Here is a 24,261-nt window from a genome sequence, read left to right on the forward strand (position 1 = left end):
CGTGCCTATCCGCTTAAGGCATACACCCACTAGATATGGTATGATGGGTCCATTGGCCTGAGTAGAGTTCGGCAAAGGTCGGCGCCTCGATATCACTGGCGATCCCAAGGAGGGATCGGAAGGCGTTGAACGGGTAGAAGCGGCGATTGAAGCGGAAAGTGAATTCGTTGAGGTAGGCTTGCAGATGCTTGGCGCTGACGCCGTGGTGGATGCCGTTGAGCCACGCTTTGAGGTTTGAGAACACCAGATGGACGATGGGCAGGAACTCTTCGGACACCTCCGGGTCGCCACACTGGGCGATGGCGTGATGGTCGTAACCGCCGCCCTGCAACCCGCTATAGCCGCTCCAATCATCGGTGATGACCAGCGTTCCCGGCTCGACCGCGCTCTGTACAAAGCCACCAAGGGCACCGGCACTGCGGTCTGCACCGATGGCCAATCGAACCCTTCCGGCATAGCGTCCGTTCCGGCGGCGGTCTTGGCCAGTGCCAGGCTCCCGGTGACGAACTTCGACGGCGGCGACCACCAGCGTTTTGTGGTGGGTTCCCCGGCCTTCGCCGCGCGTTCGCCCGCCGATCCAGGTCTCATCGACCTCGACATGCTGACCGCTCTGCCCGCCGATCCGATCCTGATCGGGGCGCACCATCGCGGCGCGCAGTTTATGGAGCAGGCCAAAGGCCGTCTCGTACCGGGTCAGGCCAAGCTGGCGCTGCAACTGGACGGCAGATATGCCGGTCGTCTGACTCGCAACCAGGTAAGCGGCCCAGAACCACACGCTGAGCGGGATGTGGCTTCGTTCCATGGCCGTGCCGACCATCAGGCCGGTCTGACGGCGACACGAGCGGCACATCAGGATGACAGGCCGAGTGGTGAAACGAAACGGATCGCCGACGACGCCACAGCGTGGGCACGCAAATCCATCAGGCCAGCGAGCTTTTTCAAGCCAGGCCGCGCAAGCGCCATCATCCGGGAAAAGCCGCTGGAACTCGGGGAGGGATTTCGGGAACGGCAGCTTGTCGCGGTCAAGAACGTCCACAATCCCCACCCTTTACAACCGCTTTGGGTGGCGCCAAGCCGCAGGAAAAGTCAGGCGCGCGCCACAAGGCAGCCACTAGATGTAGTGGGTGTATGCGTCAAGCGGATAGGCACGGAAAATATGACGCCAACAGATGTCACTTTCGATATCATGGCCGCAGCAGCAACCATTGGGCGTAATGTTAGAGCCCTTCGCTTGGACGCGAAGCTGAGCATTGAAGCATTGGCTACCGTGAGCGGCCTTGAAATTACGAATATTCAAATGATCGAATGCGCTGAAAAAAGATTTATAGATCTCGATGAAATGAATATTATCTGTTCAGCGCTCGGATGCAAAATGTCTGAAATCATAGATGGCGTCTAATCGGTCGGCTTGTACTTTGCAATGTATTTATAAAGTGTAGATTTTGTTACGCCAAGCTTTTCGGCAACCTCGCCTCGGGTTAAATTTACATCGTCAAGCAAACTTTTCACATACCCGTATTGTTCGGCTGCTAATCGGCGCGGGCGCCCAAGTCTTATGGCCACTTCAAGTTTTCTACTGGTTGTTGCGCCGATTGCATGGCGCCGCTGTTGCTCATAGCCATCAATCAATCGGAACAGATCATTGCTAGGCTCGTTTTTTACAACCAAGTCCTGATACGCTATCACGACAGTAACTCCGCGCCTTGATAAACGCCATAGCGCTGTATTTATCGTTGACGTTTTGAATGGCAGCGCGCTCAATGAATAGATAACAAGCATATCGCCGGTCTTTAATGAGTCGGGCTCTTGTGGATTGACCAAGCGGTTCCATTCGTTCGGGGGCTGTCCCGGAGAAGTGGGGCCCTCTACCACATAACTATCAATGCGCCACTTTTTGAAGGCTTGATGCTGCTCAACTTCAGTAGGTTGGTTTTGGCCTGTAGCCAAATACGCGATACGCCGTGTCATCTTCCAGAGCCAATTCCAGGAGCGATCCGAAGTTCAAAAAGAATAATCGTTACGCGGGGTTGCGAACCCCGTGCCACCAAATGCGTATATAGGGGGTTGCCAGTCGAGTCAAAACCGGATACTTTTTACACTCAAGAGAATTTTTTGAGTTTATCCGATGCACCGCGACGCTTCTGCCGAATTTGGCTTAACCGTGAGATCCGCAGCCAAATTTTCGAATGGGGCAGCGGTTCGCAGCCCCATTATTGGCATGTTTTGGGATGGCTGTAGGATGTGCCGAAGTGTACCGCGCCGTTTGTATATAGTCTGTGCGGTTCTAGCGCTGGGCATGGCGGCTCCGGCGCGTGCAGATGACGACAACACCTATGGTTGCGAGGTTATATTATGCCTTGCTACCCCAGGCAGTCCGCTGACCTATGCTGAATGCGTCCCCCCCATCGAAAAATTCTTCGCGTCGCTGTTGACGGGTGGTGGCATGCCGACTTGCGCGGGCTCTGGCATCACCATGACCCCCGCTGGTGGCAATTTCGGAAATCAGCTGTTTGCCGTGAGCACGCCCGGCCAGGCACAGCCCACCTGGTACTACCTCTACAAAGATTTCAACAATCAGGTGCAGGTGGTCCAGCTGAGCGCTGACCAGGTACAACAGTTGCAGGCATGGGCGCAGATGCTGGCCGCAGATTTATGATCTACGCCGCCGCCACACTGGCCGCCCTTGCGAACCAATGCGCTCCTGCGGTGGCAGTGTCCGCACTGTTGCCGGTTGTTCAAGTGGAAAGCGGTGGCAATCCGCTGGCTTTGCACATCAATCATGGACCCAAGGTTTCTGCCCGTACCCTGGCCGAAGCGGTGGCACTTGCAGATCGGTATATTGCTGCGGGTTACAGTGTTGATATCGGATTGGGACAGATCAACAGTCGCAATCTGGGCTGGCTTGGCCTTGGAGTTGAACAGGCATTCGAGCCATGCACAAATCTCGGGGCGGCAGCGCGGATTTTAATGGCCGCGTACACCCGCGCAACCAGCGTAGCCACAGGACCTGCCGCGATCGCGGCGGCGTATTCGCTTTATAACACCGGATCGATGAGCGCGGGGCTCGCAAATGGGTATGTCGCCAAGGTCTGGCGTGCGGCGGGTAACCCGCAAGCCGTTGCCATGATTGGCCCGACAGATGCACCCGACAAATCCGCAATCTCGTCGTCTGACATCCTCGCAGTCAATGAATATGCCGATGTTTTCGCCCAAGCCAATTCATCATCACATGGTGCAGTTTCACCGCGAGAGCCGAACGCACCAGTGCCAACGAACGCATCACCTGCGCCAGCGCAAGTCCGTTCAATTCTCGATCAGCGAGCAGCGTCCTCGACGTCCACCGATGGCTCGCAGTGGGTGCTTGGCGAGGTACCTGCCAGCAAAGTCATGGTGTTCTGATGTCCAGCGCACACGTCCAATTTGCAATCTGCCTGTATGGGAGCTGCTCATGAACTTCGGTCTTCAGATGTGGCGCGCTCGCCGTCAGCTGCAGATGATCAGCGCGTCTGTCACTCGCCAGCACGTTGCCGGTGATGAGGGGGATTTTCAGCAATGGGCCGAGGAGCAAATAGATTTGGCCCGCCAACAGCCCCCCAGGCCTCGCCCGGCGGCGGTGGCATTGCACTGAAGCTTCCGCGAGTGCGCTGCACGACTTTGAATTTCTAATTTCTACCCAGATTGAACCCACGCAAGCCAGACAGGAGACGAAGCCAATGCGTTCTACCAATTTCCATAGCGTTGTGACCGGATTGCGCGACATTGCACGCAACCCGATGGTCAAACAGGCCGCCCTCGTCGGCGCAGGTTTAGCTCTTGTTGCGCTGGTCGATCCGGCGTTTGCTCAAAGCACAGCCTCCGGATCAGGCTCCGACGCGATCACGTCCGGGCTCAACTCGATCAAATCGTGGCTGACCGGTATCACCTCTGTAGTGGGCATTCTGGCGGTGATGGGTGTTGGCTATATGAAACTCACGGGCCGGATGCAGTGGCCAGCGGTCATTTCGGTAATGGTCGGCCTGGGGATCATTTTCTCTGCGTCGACTATCGTCGGTTGGTTTTCCAGCGGGAGCTGAGGTCCCGATAGATCACCGCAATTGGTTGGTGAGTAGCCGCCTGTCGGGTCCTCCTGGCTTGCAGACATGAAGGGGATTGATGATGTATTGGACGCAATATCAATCAGCGCGCACGTTGGGCGAACGTTTTGCCCGTGGGCTGTTCAACATAAACTACTGGCTGATTGCCTTGGCGATCGCCGGTGTTTTGTTGCAGGCACTGCCGCCTCTCCATCATACTCTGACTGAAAGAGACGTGAATAGCCTCCGCGGAATTTTTTATCTGAGCTTACCCGTTTCATTTTGTTTGTTTGTGGCATGGTTTTTTTTCTGGGTCCGCTGCTTTCGTCACCTCGTTTTTGTTTTATGTTTTGGCTTACTAGCGGTCAGCCCATTCACAGTCACGTTTATAACTGGCATTCCGTACGCTGCCCCTCCTGTCGGACATCACCACCATCACCATATCCAGGCGGAACCTGGTCGATGACGGCCGAGACTGTTCAAGAGCGTCTCGTGGAAGACAAAGTCTATCTGGCGCTGACGCGCCCGGCGGTCTTCATGGGGTTGCCGCTGGAAGCCCTGATGCCGATTGGCATGTTGTGCATGCTGGTCTGGGCGCTGCTGCATAACCCGGTCTATCCGGCGCTGATCTTTGCCGCCTTGTATTTTCCGGCGCGACTGATCGTCCACTATGAAATCAACGCATTTCGCCTGATCGGGCTCTACTGCCAGACCACCTATCTTGCTCGCAATAAGCAGCACTGGGGAGGCGGCAGCTACAGCCCGGTGGCGGTGCGGGGCGCCAAGCGCAAGACGTTCGCCCATGGCTAAGTCAGCGCTCAAATTTGGCGCCCAACTGGCCCGCGAGGTCGATCACGTCAAATGGCTCCCGTATTTGCGCCATGTCGATGACACAACGGTGTCTCTGGAAAGCGGCGCGTTGATGCGTATGTACCGCGTCGAGGGTCGTCCGTTCGAGACGTGCGATCCCGGCGATCTCAACGCCTGGCACCAGAAAATGAACATCGGTCTGCGCCAGATCGGCGATGACCGCTTTGCGATGTGGACCCATCTGGTGCGCACCGCAGTTGATCCATTGCTGGCCGGGGAATTTACCTCCGGCTTTGCCCACCACCTCAACCAGAAATATGCCGACCTGCTTGGTGCTGCGGTTCTTTACGCCAACGAGTTTTACCTGACCGTTCTTGCGAAGCCGTCGCAAGCCGCCGGCTCCGAGCTCCAGCGGATATTTGGACGTAGCAAATCGCAGAACGTAGACGGGAAGACGCTCGCACTGCTCAACGAGAAATGTCGCGAGCTCGAACGCCAGCTGGTCGATTGCAAGCCGAGCGTTCTGGGGTTGTACGACAAAAACGGGGTTGTTTTTTCGCAGCCGATGGAAGTGCTGCACTTCATCATGACCGGGGACAGGCTACCAGTCCCATTGATCCGCGGGCAGCTTGGACAGGCGCTCTATTCGTCGCGGATCATTTTTGGTCGTGAACTGATCGAAGTACGCACTGCGAGCAAATCCAAGTTTGCGGGCATATTTGGCATCCGTGAGTATGTCGCGACCACTCGACCTGGTCAGTTCAACGATCTGCTCAAGCTCGATTTTGGATTTGTCCTGACCCAGTCCTTTGCGCCCGAGGTCAAGGCAACTGCGGTCGACCGGTTCACAAAGAAATACCGGCAAATGGCCTCTTCGGATGATCTGTCGCTGAGCCAGACCGAGGAACTGCTCGTTGGGGCGGATCGGTTGATGGCCAATGACTGGATTTTGGGGGAACATCACCTTTCGCTGATGGTTATGGACACGAACCATACGCGCCTGCTCGACCGGCTTGCACAGGCGCGCGTAGCTGCCGGCGACACCGGCATGGTCATGGCACGCGAAGATTACGCCCTGGAAGCCGCATTCTGGGCACAACTGCCTGGCAACTTTTCCCTGCGAGCCCGTCCGGCGCGGATCACGAGCCGCAATTTTGCCGCGCTCAGCCCGTTCTATACCTACCCCGCCGGGAAGAAATCCGGGAACCATTGGGGTGAGGCGGTCACGCTGCTCAAGACGCGCGCAGAGTCCTCGTACTCGTTCAATTTCCACCTCGACGATCTTGGCCACACACTGATCATCGGCCCGAGCGGGGGTGGCAAGACGGTCTTGCAAAATTTCATGATGTGCCAGTTGGAAAAGACCGGCGCCAAACGGATTTTCATCGACAAGGATCGCGGCGCGGAAATATTCGTGCGCGCGTGTGGTGGCACCTATCTGCCGCTCAAAAACGGCAAGCCAACCGGTTTCGCCCCACTGAAGGCCCTGGAGAATACGCCCAAAGACGTGGCGTTTTTGCAAGGTTTTATCCGTGTACTCGTGACCGACGTGAACAAGCCGTTCACCGTGAGTGACAATCTGGCGATTGACGAGGGCCTGCAATCTGTGATGCGTCAACCGGCGCACCAGCGGACGCTTGGCTCTTTGCGTGAAATTCTGGGCTATGAGGATCCAGAAGGGATCGGAGCCCGGCTAGAACGTTGGTGCGCCGGCGGGACGCTGGGTTGGGCCTTCGACAACAGGGCCGATGAAATATCGCTCGAAGCGAATTTCTGCGGCTTCGATATGACCGATTTTTTGGAAAACGCGGAAATCCGTGCGCCGACAATGGCCTACCTGTTTCAGCGTATTGATGCCTTGCTCGATGGCCGCCGGGTGGTGGTTGATATCGATGAATTCTGGAAGGCATTGGGAGACCAGACTTTCCAGTCTTTCATCAAGGATGGCCTCAAGACCTGGCGCAAGCGCAACGGCTTTTTGATATTTGGAACACAATCTCCCGAAGATGCGTTGCGCTCAGAGATCGCTGCCACCATCGTTGAGCAGACAGCGACGCTGATTTTGCTGCCCAATTCGCGCGCACAGGAAGAACATTATATCGGCAGGCTGGGTCTGACCCGCGCCGAGTTCAAGCTGATCAGGGAGGATTTGACCCCTGAGAGCCGCTGCTTTCTGGTCAAACAGGGTCACGTCAGCGTGGTGGTCAGGCTCGATCTGGCCGGCTTGAAAAATGAGCTCGATGTACTGTCCGGGCGCGAAGAAACGATCAAGGTCATGGAAAATGCAATCAACCGGCACGGCGCCAATCCCGATGCCTGGCTTCCCGCCTTTTATGCGAGCGAAAGGAAAAGCTGACATGAAACAGACCAAGCCTCATCGATTTGGAAAAGCGAATGGGCTGGCTCTGCTGGCGCGCCGATCGCTGCCTGGCTTGTGCGCAGCAGCAGGCATTGTGTTGGTGCTCGCAGCATCAGATGCGCGCGCTCAGGGCATTCCGGTCTTCGACAGTACCAATTACATTCAAGCCCTGGCGACGGTTACGAACACAGCACAGCAAGTGCAGCAGGCAGTTATGGCGGTGCAGACGGCTCAGCAGCAACTGGCGTCGTTGCAGCAGCTTACCAATGTCAATTCGATCGGGACAATTCTCAGCGCCGCGCAAAATCGCGATATTATGAACGGCGTCACCGATCTGACATCCCTTGCTTCGGGAAATACCACCCAACTCGGCGCGATTGGCCAGCAGGCCAAGCAGTTGCAATCAGGCTATCAGATTACCTCCAGCGGCAATTCGACCGTTGACCAGCAATACAACCAGCTGGTTCAGCAGACTACCGGTCAGGTTGCCACGCAGGCCGCCTATGCGCAAAATCTGCAACAGGTGGCCGCGAACCGCACGACCGGTCTGGAGCAGTTGCGCTCAGCACTCGATACCGCATCTGATCCCAAACAGGTCATGGACCTTCAGGCGCGTATCGCGGTTGAGCAAGCGCATCTCCAAAACGATATGCTCAAGTTGCAGGCGTACAAGATGGCGCAGGACGCGCAGAACGCGGCTGCGGCACAGAATGCCTTTGCATCGCGTGCCGCTGCCACCAGCGCGACATTGGCGGCACAGGCGCAGGCCTCAAATCCTTCGCAGCCCGCTGGAAATTGAGCATGGTGCAAGCATCCGTGATCCGCTCCAAAAGAAAGTAAGGGACCATGGCCGCGTTCCCGACTATCTCTGTCTTTTCGTCAATGTACAATGCGTTGCAAAGTACAATCACAACCAGCACATCGTCCTTTGGCAATGGGTTGGCTGGATTGGTTGTTGGGCCGCTGACGATGGGTGCGGTTGTCTATTTTTTGATTTTGGGCTTTGGCGTGATGCGCGGTGTGATCCAGACGCCGCTTAAGGAACTGGCCTGGCAAATAGGCAAAACGGCGCTGGTTTTTATGGCAGCAGGGGCAACGTTTTATTCGAGCGTGATTGTCTCGGGGGTGCCGGCTATTTCTACAGCGATAATCAGTGCGGGCAGCGGGACAGAAGTCAGCAACGCCGGTGCTCTGTTTGACACCTATGTCAACGAAGTTGGCCAGATTGGCCAGGCGATACTGGATCCTGTCAACAAAGAAATTTTACAGTCTCAAGGATTTATGGGTGCGCTCACTGGCGCAGCGATGGTTGCTCTCGTTGATGAAGCCGTAGCGTATGCTTGTATTATCTTGCTATATATCTTTGCCGGCTTGAGCGGACTGATCGGATTTGTGATTATTGCGTTCGCGTTACTTGGGACGCAGATTTGCGTGGCGCTTGCGCCACTGGCGTTTGCCAGTTTGTTATTTCCATCATCTAGATTCTTCTTTGATGGCTGGCTTCGCCAGACACTTAATTATTCCCTATTGAATGTTATTATGTCAATTGTGACGGGAATAATTACAACACTTATAAAAAATCAAATACCAGTTATTTTGCAGAGCTTGGGCGCGACCTCAATGGTTTCGAGTAACGCCATTGCAACTGTCATCATAATGGTAAATGGTGTTATTTTGTATTGCATTGGCACCATCTTCTTCTTCGAAACGCCCAGCATCGCTGCGGGTATCGTCGGCGGGACCGCTTCCGGTGGACACGGCGTGCTTCAGGCCGGGCTCAACAGGGCGGTTTTCGGCAAGCTCGGAGGCCGGAAGCTTGGCGGTGGCGGTGCTGGCGGAAGCGGTGCCAAAGGTGGGAGCATCCGGAACTAGCGGGCGGCATCGCTCAATGGCCGCGCCAAGGGCAATTTTCGAACAGGATCAGGTATGAAGCACTGGCAAATTATCGCGCTCGGGGCACTGGCCCTGAGCGCCTGCACAGGGACTCCGCTCAAGAAGCTGCCGGTGTGTGACGGCAAAAGCCGGCGTCCCGCCAACATCTATGGCAGTGTGCTGCCGAGCTTGCCCGTGCCGATGTTGCCGCGTGAGCAAGGTGTTGACGCGGCCGCAGTGCCGCTCCTCGATGCACAACCGGCACCCGCGGCATCCTCACCTGGCCGTAGCAAGCCTTTGGCGGAGCCGCACAAACCTTCCCCCGAGGAGCCTGACGATGCCATCGCTAATTGAGATCGGTTTGCCCGTTCGATGTGGGCGTCACTCTGCTTCGGGGTCCCGGTGCGCAATTTGCTTTGCTCCCAATGATGCGGGCACCGCCAGGGGGAATCCTGCATGATGAAACGTCCGCAAGTTCATCAAGGTCCTACCGCCGGTGCGAAGCTTGTGACACCGGCCGAGAAAGACGATTATTTCAGGGGCGCTGCCAGTTGGGAAGCCGACCGTGTCCGCAGTGCGCAGCGCAGCGAGGCTGTTGCCTGGATCGTTGCTGGTTGCTCTGGTTTGTGCACGATGGGCGCGATCGTCGCTCTGGTCCTGATGACGCCGCTCAAAACCGTTGTGCCCTATGTCATCAAGGTCGACAAAAGCACAGGCGAGACCGAGATCGTCGACGTGCTCAAAGGGCCGCCAGGCATTTCAGATATGGATGCTGTCACCCGTCACTTTCTGGGCCAGTATACGCGCTTGCGTGAAGGGTGGCTGCCCCAGGCGGCTGACCAGAACAGTTACGCCGTTGGGGCGATGAGCGATCCCACTGAGGCGGCCCGCTATCGCGACGCGATGATCCCATCCAATCCGTCCAGCCCGGCAGTGTCTGTTGGCAACGCTGGGTTCGTCGAGGTTGCTGTCAGATCGGTGTCGTTCCTGTCATCCAGTGTGGCACAGGTTCGCTACACCAAGATCACAACCCGCGGTGCAACGCCCCCGGTCGCAGTCAATTGGGTCGCCACCATGACGTTTCGCTATACGTCAGCGCCGACCAAGGAACGTGATCGGCTTCTCAACCCGCTGGGTTTTCAGGTTGAAAACTGGCGCGCGGATCCGGAGGTTTGAAATGCTGCTCTGGCTCTTCAAGAAAACCTGGACTGTCATGCCACGTGGCGCTGCGCAGCAGATCGCTGAAGGTGATAGCGCTGATATCGATGCTGCGCCGGCGGTTGCATCGGTCAGGGCCTCGCGGCCGCCAAGCCAACTGGTGCTGACCGAGAAGGGTGAGCGCAGTCGGTTTTGGCGGATGATGGTTCGCATTTATGCCCGCTTTTATGCCTTTTCAATCGGCTGCGTGGTAATTGGCGTGTCCGTGTGTTTATCGGCCACTGGAGTTCCTGTCCGTGCTGCTGAGACACCCAAGGTGGGTGCGGCGGATTTTCGAGTCCGCGATGTGGACTATGATCCCGATCAGGTGGTGGTGCTGAGCGGCGCGTTTCGCCATGCGGTAGAGATCCAGTTTGGTCAGGGTGAGAAAGTGAGCCAGGTGGCGCTGGGCGACACGGTTTCCTGGCAAATTGCTCCGGTCGACAACGTCATTTTTCTCAAACCCAGAGAAAAGGCGCAGGATACCAATTTGATCGTGCTGACGCAGACTGCGTTCGGGCCGCGCACGTATCATTTTCAGCTGACCATGCAGCCTTCAGCGACGATTTTTGCCGTGCGGTTCCGCTATCCGGGCGATGCCGCGCGGATAGCGCAGACGGTCGTTGCGACACAAGCCGCGCTCAAGACACAGAGCGCCGAGACCAGTGTCATGCTGCAAGCGCTCGATCATGCGGTCATCGAGGGCCAGCGCAATTTTCGGTATACCAAACAAGGTGATGATACGCTGGCTCCAACCGAAATCAGCGACAACGGCGAGTTCACCGTGCTGCGCTATCCGGGGCATGCGGATATTCCGTCGATCTTTGCGGTCAATGGCGATGGGGCTGAGGAAATCGTTCCCTTTGATATCCGCGAAGACTTCGTGGTGATCCATGCGGTTTACCGGCAGCTTCGGCTGCGCCGCGGCCAGCAGGTGCTGTGCATATGGAACGAGGCACCGCCCCGCAATGATCGGGCATTGCGGACAGGTACGGTGAGCAATGTGGTGGAGCGCGTGGTCAAACCGCGCCCCGCAGATCCCGTTGGCAACAAGGGCGACGGCGCCAGGGTGGACGGCAATGACGGACAATAATGATCATAGCCATGAACAGGGCGAACCTGAAGGTCAGCGATTCCAACAGCATTTTGGCATGGCTGATGGCGATGATGAAGGCGAAGTGCGCGGTGAGCGCTCACGGCTCAATCCAGATGCCGTCCCCGACGAGATCTCGGGACAAAATGCTGCGAAGCTGGGTTCGGGCATCAGCCTGTATTGGCTTGCGGCGGCCAGCGCTGCAGCGTTGATTATTGGCTCTGTGGGTACGTTGGTACTTAATTACTCCAATGCCTCAAAGGTCAAGCCCCAGACTACATCCCAAGGTACTGCCGTCGATCCGAACAAAACCAATAAAGAACCGCCCCCGCCGCCGCCGCCGCCTGGTAATCCGCAATCTCAGATCGCTGGTCTTTTGGGCCCCAATTCAGGCGCCATTCCGCCTCCGGTAAATTGTCCTGGGGTTCCGGCCGGGGTTGCGGTCGGTATCGACTGCAAGCCGCTTCCGCCCGATCAGACGACCATGACCAACACACCGGGCGCACCAGGCGCCGGTAAGCCGATCACGCCTGCGATGCAGCGCGCCGCCGCCCGTCAGCAGATGGCGGATGCCGCCCGCCGCGCCCCCGTCATGGCATTTTCTGCGAGTTATCAACCTGTGCCCCAGGCAGGAGGTTCTTCTGAAGGTATAGTGCCCGCTCCAACATCTGTCCCAACCGCTCGCCCGGTTTTGCCTGTCGCGCCCGCAGCCTTACCTGGTGGAAGCGCTCTTCCTGGCAATGGCCTTTCTGTGGGAGCCACAGATTTCACCAGCAAGCTTGGGCACGCCAGGATCGAGACCGTGCGCGCGACGATGGTGGCAAACCGGTCCTTCCTGCTGGCGGCAGGGACACTCATCCCGTGCACCATGCAGACCGCGATTAACAGCACCCAGGCCGGATTTGTCGCGTGCGTGATCAATCACGACGTCTATAGCGAAGACGGCAAGGTGGTCCTTCTTGACAAGGGCACCAAAGTCCTGGGGCAGTATTCGGGCGGTATCCAGCAAGGGCAAGCGCGCTTGTTTGTGGTCTGGATACGTGCGCTCACGCCGCGCGGTGTCGCAATCGATCTGGGCTCGCCAGCTGCTGATGAGCTCGGCCGCGCCGGCGTTGCGGGTGGAGTTGACAGCCAGTTCTGGGCTCGCTTCGGGGCGGCGCTGATGCTCTCGGTGATCGAGGATGCGACCAACATCGTCGGCCGGTCTGTCGCCAGCTATGGATCGAACACCACGCAGGTTCCCAGTTCAGCGGCGCAAACCGTTTTGCAGAACACGATCAACATTCCACCGGTCCTGAAGAAGAACCAGGGTGATCTGGCGAGCATCTTCGTGGCAAAGGATTTCGATTTCAGTTCGGTCTACGGTGTGAGGCTCCGCCGGTGAAACCCGGGGCGGCACACGCTGGATCTCTGGAGCATGATGCACGCCATCATGCGTCGGATCACGCCAACTATGATTTTCACGCTCTTCCGCTTGCGCCGTTCTTGGCGCGTGACGACGTCAGCGAAATTACCATCAACCGGCCGTTCGAGGTGGCTGTCGAGACCCGAAATGGGTGGGAATTTTTCGAAGTACCCGAGTTCAGCTACGATTGGTTGATTTCGCTGGCGAAGCTCTCCGCCGCGTTGACCAAGCAAGACGTCAACGATGTGTCGGGCGTCTGCTCTTCGGTGCTTCCTGGCGGCGAGCGTGTGCAGATTGTTATCCCGCCATCGGTCGAGGCCGGCACTGTCTCGATTACGATCCGCAAGGCGTCGAAAACCGATATGGATATCGACGATTTTGCCGGGGCCGGGCTCTTCAATGAAGTGCGCGGGTTTGGTGACGGTCGCTCGGGTGATGATGAGCTTCTTGCCTTGCGAGCACAGAATGATTGGCCGGGGTTTTTCCGGACAGCCGTCAAGGCTCGCAAGAATATATTGATCAGCGGCGCTACAGGGTCGGGCAAGACCAGCCTTTCCAAAGCCCTCATCAAGCTGATTCCCGACTACGAGCGGGTGCTGACGATTGAGGATACCCGTGAGCTTGTGGTTGGCCACCGCAACCGCGTGCACATGATGTATTCCAAGGACGCCAAGAGCAAGTCGAAGGTCGGTGCCAAGCAGCTGCTTGAATCGGCGCTTCGCATGCGGCCGGATCGGATTTTGCTCCAGGAGCTGCGCGACGAGGTGGCGTTCTTCTATCTGCGCAATGTCAATTCCGGACACCCCGGCTCGATCACCACCGCGCACGCGAACACGGCAAAGGGCGCGCTGGAACAGCTGACCTTGCTCGTCAAGGAATCGGATGCCGGCAAGAACCTGGCACGCGAAGACATCAGAGCCATGCTGCACAGCCTGATCGATATCGTCGTCCAGATGCACAAATTTCCGCCGGAGAATGGCATGCCTGCACGCTATCGCATGACGGAAGTGTGGCTGATCCCTGATTTGTGAAGGGCCTCTGAAATGGACGCACTGCATGCAGACCCGATATCAGCGTAGCGACTTCTCGATCGGCGAGGCGGTTTTTTTGGGAGCCGCCGCCAGCGCCATTCTTGCGCCGATCATCGGCGTGCTGTTGGTGCTCTACAAACTCCACCTGCTCAACCAGTTTTTCAAGTCAGGTCCAGAGAAATTCCCTGCCGTTGCGCTGATGGTGTGGAAACTGTCCGGGTCTCCCGAGGTCTTTGCACCGCTTGTCATGGGCAGTTGCCTCGCCGCCGTCCTGGGTGTTGCGCTGGGATCCAGCTTGCTGTTCGAGCGCCAGAGTCTGCACGGCAACGAACGGCTCGCTAACAACCGCGATGTCCAGCGCATGGGTTTGTTCGATGCGGATGGGCCGATCCTGGGCTTGTGGAAGAACCGGTATCTGCGCGCGTCGATGCTCAAGGGGCAGCATACCTTTGTCTGTGCACCAACCGGTGAAGGCAAGGGCGTCAGCTTCATGATTCCGAACCTGTTTAGCTGGCCGGGCTCTGCGCTCGTCACGGACATCAAGCGGGAAAATTTTGAAATCACTTCGGGTCATCGCAGCAAGGTGCTCAAGAACCGGATTTACATTCTTGATGTGCTCAATGAGGACGGGCGCAGCCACAGTTTTAATGTGCTCGGCTATATCAATCGTGATGATCCCATACAGGTTGTCAGCGAATTGCAGGTGGTGGCCGGCCAGCTGATTCCCTACACGGATGGCACCAACCCCTTTTTTACGGATAGCCCGCAAGCCTTGTTCGTGGCCATCGGCGCCTATGTCGCGGCTGAATCGTCCATGCCCTGGACGATGGGCTCAATCTACGAAGTTCTGAACGTCGCGCCGGGCAAGGCGTTGCGTGAATTCTTGAGCTTGTGTGACAAGGACGAAGAGGTACGCCGTAGGGCCACCCATCAGGCCAGGGTGATCATGGCTTCAATGGTTATGCTGTTCGAAGCGGGCAACGGGGAGACCGCGCGCAATGTGGCAGCTACGCTCAATTCGCGGATGACGCTGTGGTCGGACGCACGCGTCGACTATCTGACGCAAAAAAGCGATTTTGATCTGCGTGACATGCGAAGCAAACGGATGACCATCTATCTGTCTTCGCCCCCTGGTGAGTTGGTCAAGGTCGCCCCCCTTTACAGTCTGATTTTCCAGCAGCTGGCCGCGCTCAATACGCTCCAAGAGATTGAACGGCCGATGAACTGGAAGGGGCGCGTTAAGTTTGTGCGCGAGCACTGGCGCCATTTTTGCCCCGCCATTGGCTGGCCGCTGCTGTCGCCGTTCTGGTGGTGGTTCCGTGGCAATCCCGCTCGGTGGTGGTCTTTGAAAGGTCGTTATTGGGCTGGTTTCAAGGCAGCTTGGTCGCGTTTCCACATGGTTCGGAGTCAGTGGCACGACCTTAAGTATGTTGCTTCGGAGTTGTACCGCACGGGTCGCCCCCTCTATCTGGACGCTAAAAGCGAGAGCAAGGCTATCCCGGTCATGCTGCTGCTCGATGAGTTTCCTCAGTTCGGGGAGATGCCGTCGATCCGCCGCGGGCTTTCGTTTTATCGAAGCTATGGCTTGCTTATCAATGTGATCTGCCAGAGCCCTGCCGACATCGAGACCATCTACAAGGCCTCTTCCGAGGTCATGATGGACAATCTCAAGATGAAACTGTTCTACGCGCCATCCAGCAGGAAACTGAGCGAGGAAATATCCAGCTGGATTGGCACGTATACCGCCGGGTCGAAATCACGTAGTGACAACCGATCCGCTTTGTTTGCGAGCCCGCAGAGTAACCTGGGTTCGTCGAGTGCTGGCGAAGCGGCGCGCGCGGTTATTCTGCCCCAAGAGATCCGACAACTCGATGAACGTTTCGGGCTATTGCTGCCCGTACGCGGGCGCGCGGTCAAACATCACCGGATTGTTTGGTACAAGGACAAGCGTTTCAACAAGCTTCGAATCGCGCCAGTTCCAGTCAAGGCTTATACCCGTGCACAGTTGGAAGCTCATGCGTTCCGCGATGCGTTTGTCACGCTGACCAGCGGCCTCATCCCACAGGGTGGCCCCCCCGTTCGGCAGGTCATCACCGATATGGGCGAGACCGCTGATTACGCATCAGGATCTTTGGCCGCAAAGCTGAGCAAAATGCAAAAGCGGATTGATTTTCAGGCAGTCCGCGAAAAATTGACCAGAGAATTGGGCCACTATCGTTAACGCAGGAGGTTGGCATGGCTAAAGAGCAAAATATTGCGCTCACTGTACCGATGGAAGACAGGTTTGCCGTGCAGGACGCCGGCGCGGTATTCAATAGCGAGACCTTGTCGTGGATCGTGCCCGAGGGTGCTGACCCAAGGTCGTTTGTCCGCTGGATGTCGGAGGCTGACCGGCAGCGCATCGAGTCAGGCACATCGGCAGCGGCTTCGTCTGGGTCTGCTGACGGCAGTGCTGACGCTGATGGCAAGGATGGCGGTGCAGAGAGGATCACCGCAGCGGAAGTGTTCGATCATTCTGCTCTGCTGGCAGAATTTTCGGACGAGTGCCGGAGTATCGGACTGACTGTACCGGAAGGTGGGCTTGTGGCAGACGGCTCGCGCCACCCGGTAGGTGTAGACGGCCACCGCACTGGCGGAAGCTACACCGTTTCGATGGCAGGTGTACCCAAGCTGTCTGCAATCAATTTTCGGACAAATGCCAAGATTACCAAGTATGCCGACACCAGCAAACTCGATGATCAAACGCTGGCACGCATGCAGCAAGTGTCTCGGGAGACCGCCCAGCGCGAAGCCGCGCGGATTGACCGTCAACGCGATGGTGTGGCTTGGCGTCAGCGCGAAATTCTCCACGAGTGCGCTTCGGAAATGGTCGAAGAGCTTGCAACGGATTACATGAAGCGCAAGGCCATCGCCCCAACGCCCAACAGTTTCTTTTTGGAAATTCCCGATCCGGTCCAGATCGCAGCCGGCATTGCTGCTGCCAAGGCGGCCGTCATTCCGGCGATTGCGCTGCCGGCGCAGAAGATCACTGGTGAAATTCGGATGCTCCAGACGATTTATGATACATCCGAGGAAAAGGGAGTGAAACATTTCCCCTGGGGTGCGCAGAAGGCCGGCACCATGCATGTGATGGCGTCCGAAGGTGTTCATGCACTGCGCGACGCCAAGGTTGCGATTATCACGCAGGGCTATGCCACCGGCAGCAGCTTGTACAAGGCGCTCGGCGATCGTGCGAAGGGCGACAAGCCTGAAGCTGTTGTGGTGGTGGCCTTTGATGCAGCCAATACTGTCAACATCGCCCGCGCAATTCGTGCGGCGCATCCTGATATTGGCATTGTTTTGGCGGCAGACGATGACGTCAAGAACGTTCCCCGGGGCTTGGGCAACATCGGCTATGACAAAGCGCGCGAAGCGGCGCGCGATGTTGGAGGCATAGCGGTTCGCCCGCAATTTTCCCCTGGCGAGCAGCGCTATGAGGAATTCGCTGCGAAGTTTGAGGAATTGGCGGGTACACCCGACAAGGCTGGGCGCCGTCGTGTGCGCGCCAATATTTCGCAAGCCGATCGGGCGGAATACGAGACCCTGCTCGCTGCGGTATCAAGCCACAACGATTTCAACGATGTTGAATTGAACAGTACACTGGGTCTGACCGCCGTCCGAGACCAGCTGGAGCCCGCAGTAGGCCAGGCAATTGCGCTCGCTGAGCACCGTACTGAAGAAAACCGTCAACCGGAGACATCCGCCCCTGAGGGCAAACCGTTACAGGCGCCGCAGACGGTTGACCCGAGCGGCACTTCAACGGTCAGCACCCCGGCACCTTCTGCCGCGAGGACACAGACCAGTTTGCAATCTGGAGCGCCGCCCGCTCCGGTTCAGGTGGATCATTTTGCCAATAGCATTGCTGACGCCGCGCCCCAGACACGGTGGCTGGTCGAGGCGTGGGATTCGCAGACGCAGGTGTTCACTGAAGTGTTGCGAACTGACAGCGCGATCGAGGCCCGCGATACCATCGCCTATTCTGCCGCTGGCATGGGCCGTGTCCTGGAGGTGAACACCGGTAAGGAGATGGCGGAAGCTTGGGGACAGGACGTAAGACAAGCGCCCAGCTTTGATGCGGCGATCGCAGCCGAAAGTGCCGCCAAGGTGGCTCCTGCTTCGCAGGGTCAACCGCTGGGTACATCAGAATCGGACCAAGCGCACAGCGTACAAGAGACTCCGGTCACTCCCCCTGAATGGGTTGTGAGTTCGTCGAACAGCCGGGGTGCTGGCGAGACGATTTTGAAAACGAAAGATCCCGTCGAAGCCTATCTCGCGTTTGAAAAGGCTCTTCGCGAAACGAATGATGGCTCGCCCTCGATCATGGAAAACAAGACCGGCGCTTATGCTGCGGGAACATTCAAACGACCCGACCGGGATAATCCTGAGATACAGATGTCTTCCGAATTTTCTGCGGCATTGCGCCAGGGACTGAAGGCCAAGGGCCGTGAAATCGGACCCGATGGAGAGGAAAGGAATCAGCCCGGCAAACCTGGCGAAGCGCAAGCCGCCGATCATGCACCTGGTATGTTTGATCGGTTCAAGCGGATGTTGAAGCGTGGCGACGGACCGGCGCCGAAGTGGCCTGATCACATGGACCACGATGCCATCCCCGAAGGCCTGCGCAAGAGGTATGTGTTGGTTGCCAATGAAAAGGCGCGGCAGCTTGAATTTCACGAGCCTGGTCCGGCGAACAAGCCGCTGTTTGTATCGGCCGCCCGGAAACTGTCGACCGACGTTGAGACAGTGGGCGTAGTCACGGACATGGTTGCGCTTGCGAAGGAGCGGGGCTGGAAGTCGGTGACGATCGATGGCACCCCGGAGTTTCGTGCCATGGCGTGGCTTGAGGCGCGCAAGGCAGGTCTTGAGGTGACCGGAAATCCGCCTTCACAGAAGGTTTCGGCCGAATTTGAAAAGTGGCGCGAGGCGAACCGCAACAAGGTTGAGGAATCGTTGGGTGAGCGCTTCATGCGGATGAAGCCGGAGGAGCGCCTGAAAGACCCCGAGATGAAGGCTGCGGAAATCAATCGCTCGCTCTTGCTGCAGGATCTGATCATCAAGACGAAGGGCACCGATCTGAACGGGATCGATCTCAATCGGATGGTGACCAACGACGTGGCGCGACTTCTCGATGGGCGACACGAGTTCAAGATACCAACGATCCGTGTTGCCAACGAGAACACGATCAAATTGCCTGACCCGCCGAAAGAAGGCGTAAATCAGCAGCAGGCTGTAAGCCAGTAGACACCGGAGAGCGGGTTTGGGCGCTGTGCGCTCTGATGTGCGCGCGCCTTAATACCCCGGAGAATTATGATGAAATCGATCATGTTTTATGTGAACAAGGGCGGAGTTGGAAAATCGACATTGTCGGTTTTGTTTGCATGGTATTTACGACGCCAGAACCAGCGCGTTTTGTTCATCGACTTCGATCCACAGGCAAGTGCTACAAATATTTTACAGGACTACAAGGCCTCCCCGGTTGAGTATGCAATTCGCACTATACGGCCTGCCATTGAGCTGTTTACACCGCAATCGCGTATTTTCAGTTCCGGGCAGTCTGCAACGGCGTTTGATTTGCTTTCGGGGAAAGACATAAGAACACCACCCACTGACTATCTGCCCTTTGTGGATGCGATCGACGCCATTCCCCCTGGGACGTATGACTATATTGTCGTCGATAGCCAGGTTGCATACGGGACTCTGGTGGAGGCTTCGGGCCTCTTTTGCGAGAATATTCTTCTGCCTTACAAGCCAGGCAAATCAGAATTCGATGCGCTCGATCGCACATTCAATTTTGTGACAGAGTTTAACGCATTGCGTGTCAACATGGGGATGCGTGCGTTGAACCACTGCGGAGTTGCGGTGACTGATTTCGACAACAAATCCCAGCAACAGACTTATCTGGATATGGCGCGTACAAAGTACCCCCGCATGTTGCTCGAACCGGAACTGCGTCACTCGAACCTGATACAGGCGACCAACAATGCGTCTGTTCCGCCATGGCTTGGCCTGGGCAATGGGCAATTTTACAAAAACCGCGATACGATATTGAGATTGATGGAAGAGATCAGGGAGCGCATCTTGTGAGCAGCGATCTGGACGAGCAGCAGTACGACCCGTCGTCTTTGGCTGGAAAAATTGCCGCCATGAAGCGGAGAAAGCAGGCTGAAGGGAATCCCACCGGTTTGCTTGCAGGCGTTGGAGGCCAGTCTGTTGGTAGCGAGCGTATCGTCCATCTGCCGCTCGAAGACATCGAGCCCGATCCTGATCAGCCGCGCAAGGAGTTCTCGCCGGAGCGCCTTGAGGCGTTGGTCGAGTCTATCCGTGAGATCGGCGTGCAAGAGCCGATTCAGGTTGTCAGCAGGGTCGACGGCCCCGGCTATGTTATCCGGAGCGGAGAAACCCGCTGGCGTGCTTCGAAGCTCGCCGGCAAGACTACGATCCCGGCGATCGTGAAGGAACGCCTCGATGCAGCTGAGACGCTCTTGCGCCAGCTGGTCAGCAACGAGCAACGGGCGGATCTCACGGATCTCGAACGGGCCCAGTCATACAAGCGGCTGATGGAAATGGACCCCAAGCGCTTCTCGATCCGCCAGATCGCAAAGCTCGTGGGGAAGAACCATGCGACGATCATTCGTATCATGAAGTGTCTGGAGATGGCGCCAGAGCTTCAGGTCTTGGTCCCGCTGATAGGATGGATGGCCGCCGGTCTACTCCATGACCTGTCAGCAAAGGAGCCGGAGCTAGTCGCAGACTATCTGGCACGCACCCCGCCAGATAAGATAACGAGAGCAACAATTGAAGGGCTGTCAGCCGCGCTGCTGCCAAACACGGACCAGACTGGCGCTCAGGGCGATCAAAGAGAACAAACCGAGAAAGTGGTGCGCAGCGCACCACTTTCACCTTTTGTTCCCCATTCCGCCGAAACACCCGAGACCGTTCAACCGACGATGAAAGACCCCCAAGAGACCCCGCAACCCGCCCCCCAAGCAGGCCTCGATCTGCCCAGTGGTGATGGCACGGAGCGCTCACAACCCACGCGCGCCCAGCCTCCTGTTACAGTGGCCGACCTCGTCGGCACCACCGCGCCAATCGACATCAGCAAGCGACGCGGCCAGGTCACGGTGATGACCAGTGACGGCTACGAAGGACAGCTGCTGTTCGAAACGAGGGTGGAAGCCGGACTTGCGGCAGTGCTCATCGATGGCGTGATCCATCTGCGTGAGTTGGCTTCACTCAAGATCTGCGGCTTCAGACCGTAGCGCGGTTGGTCTCCGGCGCTCTTCGGGAGGCCCGGCAGATCATCTGGCCGCAAGTCAGACACGAGGGCAGGGAAGGGGGCCGCGATGGCCCCCTTTTCCGTTCAATCCCTGGGCGCACTTGCGCGATCACATCTGCGGCCCCTGATCGCCACCGGGACTCTGCTTGGGTGGATCAGGCAAATACGACGCTCGCCGCACTGTCTGGCCGGACTGCCTGTATGCCGGCACTTCCTTGAATTCGTGTCCGTCATTGATCATCCGCGCGACAGTGATTGCCGCCATGTCCTCGATCGATGTCAATCCTTCGCGTACGTCCTCACCAGGCGCCATATTGTTTTCTTCGCGCGCGTAAGCCGCGAAGAGGACACGGGTATCTTCTGCCCTGGCAAACTCTGCAGAGTGCATTTTGCGTTCGTCAGGCGTCATCATGTAGAAGGCTGCACCCAATCCGTCCTGGGCGAAGACGGCGTCAACCTCAGCATGATGCTCACGGACATTTTCAGCGACATACTGACGCCACTCTTCTGCCAGTCGCTGCTCTGCAGCCTCGCGATCGCGCGCCTCCCGCGCAATGCGCTCCTGACTTTGACGCTCGAACCTTCGTGAGGACTCGGCCCACATTTCCTTTTCGCGCTCGTCTTCGGCTTGCCGGCGTGCAGCACGCACGTCTGGATCGCGGGAGATAGGATCGAGGAAGTCGGTTTGAATCAGACTGCGCACATCCGCGGCGAGCTTGTGATCCTCAGGGTCTGAGCTTCGCATCAGGGCATTGGCTAGATCCTGGTACGCATTTGTCACCCGTCGGTCGATGTAACTCGGGCGGTCCCGCCTGACGCGCCGCACGTCCTTGCCGAGGGGAGCCGAGATGCCTTTGCGTTCCCAAGTCTTGCGCTTCCAGTGTGTACGGTCATTTTCACGCTTCTCGACCGGGCCACGAGCGATCTTTGGCGTTGCGTCCGCTGCCACACCGCGCTCGCGCAATTCATGCGCGAAGCTCATGCGCAGCTTGTGCAGATCGGTGGGGGCAAAGGTCAGCTTTTCACCATTGTGACCTGTAGCGCGGACCGTGAGGTGAACGTGGGGCCGCGGCGTATCGGTGTGGAGCACCATGACGTAATCGAAATTTTCACCAAAGTGCTCGCGCGCGACGGCAGCGGCCGAATTGCGTACCGCATCAGCCGGCGTCCCTTCGGGCATCGAAAAGATCAGGGCCCGGGCGTCCACGGCGTTGTCCCGCCGGGGATGAAGGCTGCTACCTTCGTTCTGAAACATCCACTCTTCGGCCAGCGCTTTGAGCTCGCGGTTTGACTGGTAGACCTGGCCGTCCTGGTCGATGAATTCGAGCTTCGAGTTTCGCGACAGGTACGTCATGTGGCTGTAGAGATGGATGGCTCCCCTCTTGGCCCCGGTGATCTTGACCACGACCTGAGGTGCCCGGCTTGTGATCCGGTTGAGCTGGGCGCGTGTTGTGCCTGCGGTAATGGCACGAGCACTTGTGGTAGAACCACCGCCACCCATTCCCCACCGAGGTGATCGTGCATTTCGGCCAGGCCGCGATGTGGGATCCCAATGGAACCACGCCGCTTTCATTTCTGCGTCGGTGAACATGACGGATCAGTCCAGCGGTGATTGGCGCGCAAACGCCATCAAGGTATCATCGGGCACGTGCCAGCGCGCACGTTCGGCCACGAAATGGCCGGCTAGCATCTCCACGGCACTGGCTGTTTCTCGGGCGGCGGTGTGCAGGGCACTGCGCATATCATGGATCGCATCGACATCGAGGACCTGGCGGCGGTTCTGGCTCTGGGCCAGCGCGATCGCGTTGAGAGCATGCTGTGCCTGGTTGATGTTGTTTCCGGCTTTGCGAGCAAGCGCCTCGATCCGCTTCAAGCTTCGCTGGTCATCTCCGACCGGTTCCGGTTTGCTGCCAAGCCAGCGGCGAATAACGGACGTGCACACTTCGACATCTTTGCACCCGAGATCAGCAGCTATCGCGCGAATGGCAAGGCGCTCGGCCGCGTCCACGGTTATCGCCAGTCGCATCTCGGCGGGGCGTTTGACAGCATAGTCATGCTCATGAAGAGCCTTTGCGTCGCGCCGGCGCACTTCTTTCCCCGTGGCATGGGTGACTGAAGCGTAGGCCTCTATCGCGAGCCGCGCCTTCTGCTCCTTGGGAGTTTCACCCAGGGTGTGCCCGTTCTCCCTCAGGTGAGCCCGCAACAGGGCAACTACGGTGGCGGTAAGGCTGGTTCCCCTCTGCGAGCATTCGGATTCCAGCGCTGAGCGCAGGTCATCGGTCAGGCGAAGGCCTACTCTGGAGGTTCGTTCGCGGGTCATTTTGGGGTTCTTTGATTCATTTTGTTCAACATTCGCGCCGCGAGGCATATCCTGTACTAGTAGATTTGATGGTTTTTTGGCCTTACCCCCCTCATCTGTCAAGCACCATTCGAGCGCCTGGATGGCTCGCAGGGGGGAGTCGGTTTGAGGGTCGGGCGGACCTCGATGTTGTGTCTGGGGCAAGGGCAGGACCGAGCTCGCAGAGGGGGGTCGGTCCTGGTCGACCGTGCCGATGGAACGCTGTTCGCAGCGGCACGGCCAAAAAGGTGCTCGGCCCACCGGGCCGGCAACTCTGTGCGCGTCAGTCGGGCAGGGGACCTGCCCGGGTGGTGTTGGCCGCATGGCCAACACCACCGCCAGGCGGCGCAGCGGAGCAAGGCGCTTCAAGGGTTGTGCGCGCGCAGCGTGCACCGGCACCGGGGCGGCCGCGAAGTTGGCAGTTCCGGCACAAAGGCGCGTGCGTTGTGCATAGGCCGGAGCGCCCGTCCCGCGAAGGCTGGCGTAGGCCTGTGTTCAACGCATTCAACATAGAGCCGGCGCTAGCCGGCGACGGCGCAGCTGCGGCAGGCAGCGAGCATGATCTCCCCTCGACCAGGCGCAACGCAGCGAAGCCGGTGGGGCACCGTGTCGCGCGCGAAGCCACGCACACGGGCACCGGCGAGCGGGGACGCCCATGGCACACCGAGCGATGCAGTCGCGGGCGACGGCCCGCGCTGCGGCGAGGGCGTGCCGGGGCGCTTGGCACTCCGTCTCCGATCGCGCGCTCGCAACCTCTCGACCAGGCGC

General features: G+C 58.0%; 22 protein-coding genes. 18 read left to right on the forward strand and 4 right to left on the reverse strand.

Translation table 11 applies throughout. From position 1 onward, the window contains the following. Positions 1-13 precede the first annotated feature (13 nt). Positions 14-1,036 (reverse strand): IS1595 family transposase, encoded by a 1,023-nt coding sequence (locus G404_RS0116040; protein WP_028641860.1) that lies wholly within the window; start codon positions 1,034-1,036, stop codon positions 14-16. A 150-nt stretch (positions 1,037-1,186) separates the two neighbouring features. Between G404_RS0116040 and G404_RS0116045 the strand changes: the two genes are divergently transcribed. After that, the gene (locus tag G404_RS0116045; protein ID WP_156906337.1) at positions 1,187-1,399 is read left to right on the forward strand and encodes a helix-turn-helix domain-containing protein; all 213 of its coding nucleotides are present in this window, start codon (positions 1,187-1,189) and stop codon (positions 1,397-1,399) included. Here G404_RS0116045 and G404_RS20195 read toward each other — a convergent pair. Beyond that, positions 1,396-1,968, reverse strand: coding sequence for a helix-turn-helix domain-containing protein (locus tag G404_RS20195; RefSeq protein WP_084601409.1), 573 nt, complete (start codon positions 1,966-1,968; stop codon positions 1,396-1,398). The two genes, G404_RS0116045 and G404_RS20195, sit on opposite strands and share 4 nt — an antisense overlap. A 328-nt stretch (positions 1,969-2,296) precedes the next feature. On the opposite strand from G404_RS20195, the gene G404_RS19945 reads away from it, so the two are divergent. From G404_RS19945 to G404_RS19955, 17 genes are all read left to right on the forward strand, one after another. Beyond that, positions 2,297-2,656, forward strand: coding sequence for a hypothetical protein (locus tag G404_RS19945; RefSeq protein ID WP_051280870.1), 360 nt, complete (start codon positions 2,297-2,299; stop codon positions 2,654-2,656). Then, positions 2,653-3,399 (forward strand): lytic transglycosylase domain-containing protein, encoded by a 747-nt coding sequence (locus G404_RS19950; RefSeq protein ID WP_051280872.1) that lies wholly within the window; start codon positions 2,653-2,655, stop codon positions 3,397-3,399. Before G404_RS19945 ends, G404_RS19950 begins: the two co-directional genes overlap by 4 nt. Positions 3,400-3,713: 314 nt before the next feature. Continuing rightward, on the forward strand, positions 3,714-4,073 hold the full coding sequence (locus tag G404_RS0116065; protein WP_245584562.1) for a TrbC/VirB2 family protein: 360 nt from the start codon (positions 3,714-3,716) through the stop codon (positions 4,071-4,073). Positions 4,074-4,152: 79 nt separating this feature from the next. Beyond that, positions 4,153-4,539, forward strand: a complete 387-nt coding sequence (locus tag G404_RS20435; RefSeq protein ID WP_156906338.1) for a hypothetical protein — start codon at positions 4,153-4,155, stop codon at positions 4,537-4,539. After that, positions 4,536-4,883 carry a VirB3 family type IV secretion system protein gene (locus G404_RS0116070; RefSeq protein ID WP_028641983.1) on the forward strand — a complete coding sequence of 116 codons (348 nt, stop codon included), beginning with the start codon at positions 4,536-4,538 and terminating at the stop codon, positions 4,881-4,883. The genes G404_RS20435 and G404_RS0116070 overlap by 4 nt, the downstream gene beginning before the upstream one ends. Further along, positions 4,876-7,239 carry a VirB4 family type IV secretion/conjugal transfer ATPase gene (locus tag G404_RS0116075; protein WP_028641984.1) on the forward strand — a complete coding sequence of 788 codons (2,364 nt, stop codon included), beginning with the start codon at positions 4,876-4,878 and terminating at the stop codon, positions 7,237-7,239. Before G404_RS0116070 ends, G404_RS0116075 begins: the two co-directional genes overlap by 8 nt. A gap of 1 nt (position 7,240) precedes the next feature. Then, on the forward strand, positions 7,241-8,041 hold the full coding sequence (locus G404_RS19445; RefSeq protein WP_051280874.1) for a type IV secretion system protein: 801 nt from the start codon (positions 7,241-7,243) through the stop codon (positions 8,039-8,041). Positions 8,042-8,088: 47 nt separating this feature from the next. After that, a complete protein-coding gene (locus G404_RS0116085; RefSeq protein WP_084601413.1) occupies positions 8,089-9,114 on the forward strand; it encodes a TrbL/VirB6 family protein in 1,026 nt (341 codons plus the stop codon). A 54-nt stretch (positions 9,115-9,168) separates the two neighbouring features. Continuing rightward, positions 9,169-9,468 (forward strand): hypothetical protein, encoded by a 300-nt coding sequence (locus G404_RS20440; RefSeq protein WP_156906340.1) that lies wholly within the window; start codon positions 9,169-9,171, stop codon positions 9,466-9,468. A 102-nt stretch (positions 9,469-9,570) separates the two neighbouring features. After that, the gene (locus G404_RS0116090; RefSeq protein ID WP_245584563.1) at positions 9,571-10,290 is read left to right on the forward strand and encodes a VirB8 family type IV secretion system protein; all 720 of its coding nucleotides are present in this window, start codon (positions 9,571-9,573) and stop codon (positions 10,288-10,290) included. 1 nt (position 10,291) lies between these two features. Continuing rightward, the gene (locus G404_RS19450) at positions 10,292-11,404 is read left to right on the forward strand and encodes a TrbG/VirB9 family P-type conjugative transfer protein (protein ID WP_245584564.1); all 1,113 of its coding nucleotides are present in this window, start codon (positions 10,292-10,294) and stop codon (positions 11,402-11,404) included. After that, the gene (gene virB10, locus G404_RS20200) at positions 11,391-12,788 is read left to right on the forward strand and encodes a type IV secretion system protein VirB10 (protein WP_245584565.1); all 1,398 of its coding nucleotides are present in this window, start codon (positions 11,391-11,393) and stop codon (positions 12,786-12,788) included. The genes G404_RS19450 and virB10 overlap by 14 nt, the downstream gene beginning before the upstream one ends. A gap of 101 nt (positions 12,789-12,889) precedes the next feature. Further along, positions 12,890-13,840 carry a P-type DNA transfer ATPase VirB11 gene (virB11, locus tag G404_RS0116110; RefSeq protein WP_245584566.1) on the forward strand — a complete coding sequence of 317 codons (951 nt, stop codon included), beginning with the start codon at positions 12,890-12,892 and terminating at the stop codon, positions 13,838-13,840. Positions 13,841-13,865: 25 nt separating this feature from the next. After that, positions 13,866-16,061, forward strand: coding sequence for a type IV secretory system conjugative DNA transfer family protein (locus G404_RS0116115; RefSeq protein WP_028641989.1), 2,196 nt, complete (start codon positions 13,866-13,868; stop codon positions 16,059-16,061). Positions 16,062-16,075: 14 nt separating this feature from the next. Then, entirely contained in the window at positions 16,076-19,120 is a 3,045-nt protein-coding gene (locus G404_RS0116120; protein WP_156906341.1) for an LPD7 domain-containing protein, read from the forward strand. A 69-nt stretch (positions 19,121-19,189) separates the two neighbouring features. Further along, complete coding sequence (locus G404_RS0116125; protein WP_169719725.1) at positions 19,190-19,963, forward strand: ParA family protein; 774 nt, start codon at positions 19,190-19,192, stop codon at positions 19,961-19,963. After that, the gene (locus G404_RS19955) at positions 19,960-21,138 is read left to right on the forward strand and encodes a ParB/RepB/Spo0J family partition protein (protein ID WP_051280880.1); all 1,179 of its coding nucleotides are present in this window, start codon (positions 19,960-19,962) and stop codon (positions 21,136-21,138) included. The genes G404_RS0116125 and G404_RS19955 overlap by 4 nt, the downstream gene beginning before the upstream one ends. A 126-nt stretch (positions 21,139-21,264) precedes the next feature. Here G404_RS19955 and G404_RS19960 read toward each other — a convergent pair whose 3' ends face one another. Beyond that, a complete protein-coding gene (locus G404_RS19960) occupies positions 21,265-22,560 on the reverse strand; it encodes a relaxase/mobilization nuclease domain-containing protein (protein ID WP_169719726.1) in 1,296 nt (431 codons plus the stop codon). A gap of 192 nt (positions 22,561-22,752) precedes the next feature. Next, positions 22,753-23,475, reverse strand: a complete 723-nt coding sequence (locus G404_RS0116140; RefSeq protein WP_028641992.1) for a hypothetical protein — start codon at positions 23,473-23,475, stop codon at positions 22,753-22,755. Positions 23,476-24,261 lie beyond the last annotated feature (786 nt).

The sequence above is a fragment of the Novosphingobium acidiphilum DSM 19966 genome, from assembly GCF_000429005.1.
Classification (GTDB): Bacteria; Pseudomonadota; Alphaproteobacteria; order Sphingomonadales; family Sphingomonadaceae; genus Novosphingobium; species Novosphingobium acidiphilum.

Bases quoted from the DNA above. Each gene is read 5' to 3' on its own strand.
- G404_RS0116115 (WP_028641989.1), top strand. From the start codon at position 13,866: ATGCAGACCCGATATCAGCGTAGCGACTTCTCGATCGGCGAGGCGGTT.
- G404_RS20440 (WP_156906340.1), top strand. From the start codon at position 9,169: ATGAAGCACTGGCAAATTATCGCGCTCGGGGCACTGGCCCTGAGCGCC.
- G404_RS0116065 (WP_245584562.1), top strand. From the start codon at position 3,714: ATGCGTTCTACCAATTTCCATAGCGTTGTGACCGGATTGCGCGACATT.
- G404_RS0116090 (WP_245584563.1), top strand. From the start codon at position 9,571: ATGATGAAACGTCCGCAAGTTCATCAAGGTCCTACCGCCGGTGCGAAG.
- G404_RS0116045 (WP_156906337.1), top strand. From the start codon at position 1,187: ATGGCCGCAGCAGCAACCATTGGGCGTAATGTTAGAGCCCTTCGCTTG.
- G404_RS20195 (WP_084601409.1), bottom strand. From the start codon at position 1,968: ATGACACGGCGTATCGCGTATTTGGCTACAGGCCAAAACCAACCTACT.
- G404_RS0116120 (WP_156906341.1), top strand. From the start codon at position 16,076: ATGGCTAAAGAGCAAAATATTGCGCTCACTGTACCGATGGAAGACAGG.
- G404_RS19450 (WP_245584564.1), top strand. From the start codon at position 10,292: ATGCTGCTCTGGCTCTTCAAGAAAACCTGGACTGTCATGCCACGTGGC.
- virB10 (WP_245584565.1), top strand. From the start codon at position 11,391: ATGACGGACAATAATGATCATAGCCATGAACAGGGCGAACCTGAAGGT.
- G404_RS19445 (WP_051280874.1), top strand. From the start codon at position 7,241: ATGAAACAGACCAAGCCTCATCGATTTGGAAAAGCGAATGGGCTGGCT.
- G404_RS0116085 (WP_084601413.1), top strand. From the start codon at position 8,089: ATGGCCGCGTTCCCGACTATCTCTGTCTTTTCGTCAATGTACAATGCG.
- G404_RS19945 (WP_051280870.1), top strand. From the start codon at position 2,297: ATGGCGGCTCCGGCGCGTGCAGATGACGACAACACCTATGGTTGCGAG.
- G404_RS0116140 (WP_028641992.1), bottom strand. From the start codon at position 23,475: ATGACCCGCGAACGAACCTCCAGAGTAGGCCTTCGCCTGACCGATGAC.
- G404_RS20435 (WP_156906338.1), top strand. From the start codon at position 4,153: ATGATGTATTGGACGCAATATCAATCAGCGCGCACGTTGGGCGAACGT.
- G404_RS0116070 (WP_028641983.1), top strand. From the start codon at position 4,536: ATGACGGCCGAGACTGTTCAAGAGCGTCTCGTGGAAGACAAAGTCTAT.
- G404_RS0116125 (WP_169719725.1), top strand. From the start codon at position 19,190: ATGAAATCGATCATGTTTTATGTGAACAAGGGCGGAGTTGGAAAATCG.
- G404_RS0116075 (WP_028641984.1), top strand. From the start codon at position 4,876: ATGGCTAAGTCAGCGCTCAAATTTGGCGCCCAACTGGCCCGCGAGGTC.
- G404_RS19950 (WP_051280872.1), top strand. From the start codon at position 2,653: ATGATCTACGCCGCCGCCACACTGGCCGCCCTTGCGAACCAATGCGCT.